Genomic DNA, 3,793 nt, shown 5'->3' on the forward strand with positions numbered 1-3,793 from the left:
TCCCAGTTGGGTCAGGGCCTCCGGCCGGTTCGCGATATACGTGTAAGCCGCAAGATGTTCATCCGCCGCACGATCAAAGCTTCCGGCATCCTCCTCGGTCAGCAGATCGCGCAGGCCGGCAAACGTCACTGCTGCCTCGATACGCACAGCGCGTACGGAATCCGTCAGGCCAGCGGTTCCAAACCGCACGCGCGATTCAACCGGCAGGCGACGCAGGACGCGTTGCGCGGCAATACGCAGCAACGGATCCGGATCTGCCAGGCTTGCGCCGAGCACGTTGTAGTCCTCACTCGATAGGGGGTGGCTCAGCAACGTCAGGGCGGTTGCCCGCGCGATGCCCCCATGGACAGGCGCAGTCATGACTTCGCGCAATGTTGCATTCGCATGGCCGACTCGTGCCGCAACCAGTGCCGTCGCGAATTCGGGGCGCTCGAATACCGCCGTACCGTACCAGGCACGCATTGCCTCGGAAGCCCAGTCTGCATCCTGATCGGTGTGGCAGCCGGTGCAGGCGTTTGGGGTTCCGATCGAGCCCGTCAGGTCCGGCCGCGGCACGCGAAAGCTGTGGTCACGTCGATCATCGACCACCATGTACGTGCGCGCAGTCATGTGACAATCCACACAGCCCACATCCGCCTGCCCGTGCCGGTGGTGCTCCGGATCGGCAAATCGCGCCGGTGAATGGCATTGCGCGCAGACGTTATTGGGACTGCCCCCTGTGACGAGTTCCAACGAATGTGGATTGTGGCAATCGCTGCAACTGACACCGGCCTGGTACATGCGGCTTTGCAGGAACGAGCCATAGACAAAGACTTCACCACGAATCTGGCCATCGGCGAAATAAAGCGGCTCATCGAGCAAGGCGGGAAGGTGTGTCTCCGTCAGTGGTCGGCCGAACTCGAACTCGGGTCCCAGCACGCCGCGTCGTGAGTGGCAGCGTCCACACGCCTCCGGCTGACGCGGCGGATGCCGGCGCATTTCACTGCGGCGGGCGATGCCGCTGACAGGGTCCATCTGCCAGGTCGCCCCTATACGGTCGTCGAGATTGACCGGAAAACCCGAATCCGCATCGGATACGTTGCCCTCGATCTGGGCAATATGTCGCGATCCCGGCCCGTGACAGGCCTCACAGCCCACATTGATTTCGGCATACGATGTGTCGAAAGCATCGTCCTGTGCCGTATAGCCCAGCTCAACCTGTGTCGAGTGGCATTCCGCACACATGTAATTCCAGTTCTGCTCACGGCCGGTCCAGAACAAGGCGTCTCCCGGTTGAATATTCTCCTCCGGGTAGAGGTGAAACCAGCGTTGACCGCCCTGCCCCCTGGGCCGCGTGTCCCAGGCGAAGGGCAATGCCTGCACATGGCCGCGGGGCAACTCGACGAGGTACTGCTGCAGTGGCTCAACGCCAAAGGTGTACTTGATGCGAAACTCGGCTAATTGCCCATGGCCATCAACCGTTGTTATGAAGTAACCCTCCTCGCGCCGGTGGAAGAGCGTTTCGCTGCCAAAATAGTCGAACGTGGCATTGGAAAAATCACCCAGGACGGTGCTTCCATTGGCTTCCTGCATGGCAAGATCGTGATGTGACCCCCGCCAATCGGCAGCCTCCTGGGGGTGACAACCCGCGCACGATGCGCTGCCGACAAACGCCGGCGGCGACTCGCCTTCGGCCACGCCGACGGAATTCCGACTATCACCGCAAGCCACAAGGCTCGCGATAATCACAACACAAAAAAGGCAGACCCGCAGACCGTTCACCGATCAGCCCTGTGCATCAACGCACCGCACTTGCGGTCGGCAACGGCCCGGCCGGCGCCAAAGGCCAACCCTCCCTGCAGTCCAACCCAAGGTGCTCCAGAATGATGTCCCGGTCCAGCGTATCGGTGCGGCCATCCAGGTTCAGGTCGTAAACACTGGAGCCTCCCCATGGCTGCGCATAGCGCTCCCATTCCTGCAGATCCCTTTCGTCGACCACCCCATCGATGTTGCCGTCACCCGGGCAGGCAACCACCTTTGCGCGCAGGGCTGCCAGTTGATCGGTGAGCTCCACGTAGGCAGCCTGCTGCTCGTGGCTCAGCCCATCCAGCGGCAGGTCGGTGTCCTCCCGGTCGATCCATGGCGTATCCAGCGGCACGTCGATCTCGTACAGCTCGGTCACCGTTTCATCGACACACGAACCCGGGTTCGATTCGCAGTCCTTGAAGGTATTCTCCACCAATTTGAAGCCTTCGTTGCGCACGGCGATGGAGACCAGCGGTTGAATGTAAAAGGACTCTCCGCCGTTACGTTCCACAAAATCCCTCACCTGCGAACAGTACTGGAAGCCCTCCGCGGGCGCCGGAACCCCGTTGACTTGCGCGTCCGTGCCCTCACCCCACCAGACCCCGTTGTTATCTTCACAGACGCTGCGGACGATGGGGATCTGCGTGCAGCTGTTGATGATGAAGCATGGGCCGTTGACCGCCCCGTCAGCCTGCAGGTTCAAGCCCACCTCCGTGTAGTTCCAGCTGCGGATGGCCGGCTCCTCCGGGTCCATCAAATACGGCAGCATCGGCATGGCGTCGATTGGCCGCGGCACCTGGGCTTGCACGTCGGTGATGCCGGCGATCTCGGCGAACAGAGCGAAGAGATCAACGACGTTCACCATCGAACTCACGATGCGGCCAGGCTCGTTCACCAGTGGACCGGCCACGATCAGGGGTACCCAGACACCGGTCTGGTAGGCGGAACCCTTGGATCGGCTTGGGTCGAAGGGCAGCTTGACGGTGGAACCCAGGGTGCCGTTGTCACCCAGGATCACGACCATCGTATCGGTCGATTCCGGCGTGTACACCAGGTCTCCCTGGGCATTGCGGCTGGCGACGCCGATGGCCACCAGCAGACGGCCGATCTCGAGGTCGAGGGATTCGACCATCAGATTCGAGAGGATGCGCTGGGCCAGTGGATTGGTGCAGTCCAGGTGACTGCTGGCGATGTTGGCGGCGGATGTGGGATCGACGGGCGGCTGCACCAGGGGCGTGTGAATGGACGCAAAGCTGACAGTGGCCATCCAGGGCTGGTCCGCCGGGCGCGAATTGATCCACTCAGCGGCGGCATCGACCGCGAAGCTGGCGCGGAACTGGCGTGCCCGCGGATCCGTGAAGGGTAGTTCCTCCACCGAGCCGTCGGCGAAGTTGTAGGTCACCGGTGATACGGAGTGGGCGTTCTGGCGCTCGAAATCCAGGTAATCCGGCGCGGCCACCTGGCAGTGTGTGTTCGGAACGAAAAGACCACCGTCGTCGCGGCAACTGCGTCCGGGCGGAACACGGCCGCCAGCGGGCACGCTGCAGCTGCCGTCGGGCAGGTAACAGGCGCCGACATCGGCACCGTTGGCCATGTGGCCGCCAGGTACGAAACCACAACTGTAGGTTCCAGGTGGGGCAATGCCACCGGCGGTCGTGTCAATGGAGGGGGGGTCGCCCGTTTCGTCCAGCCAGCCGGCAAAATAGTCCCAGCCCAGCTCATGCACAACGGCCTTGCCTGCGGGATTCATGTCCGGCAGCGCGATGTGAAACTTACCGATCATCGCGCTCTCATAGCCCCGCGTGGCCAGCAGCTTCGAGATGGTCATCGCGTAGGGGGAGGTCATCGAGTTGGCGAGATCGTTGGGACCGAGCGCCGCCTTCACGTGGGTGCGAAGGGGAAACCGCCCTTCGTACATGGTCGCCCGGGTGGTGGAGCAGGCTGGCATCGACCAGGTGTCCGTGAAGCTTACGCCCGCCCCGGCAATGTCGGCGATATTGGGCGTACC

Annotated in this window: 2 protein-coding genes; both read right to left on the reverse strand. The window is 62.7% G+C overall.

The annotated features are described in order from the left end of the window. Positions 1 to 1,572 (reverse strand): cytochrome c3 family protein (locus LQ952_RS15455; protein ID WP_238623509.1); only part of this gene is annotated, 1,572 nt, incomplete at its 3' end. A 205-nt stretch (positions 1,573 to 1,777) separates the two neighbouring features. Next, positions 1,778 to 3,793: sulfatase-like hydrolase/transferase (locus tag LQ952_RS15460; protein WP_238623510.1), on the reverse strand; the 2,016-nt coding region annotated here is incomplete at its 5' end.

It is taken from the genome of Ectothiorhodospira lacustris (assembly GCF_022227785.1).
GTDB classification, from domain to species: Bacteria; Pseudomonadota; Gammaproteobacteria; order Ectothiorhodospirales; family Ectothiorhodospiraceae; genus Ectothiorhodospira; species Ectothiorhodospira lacustris.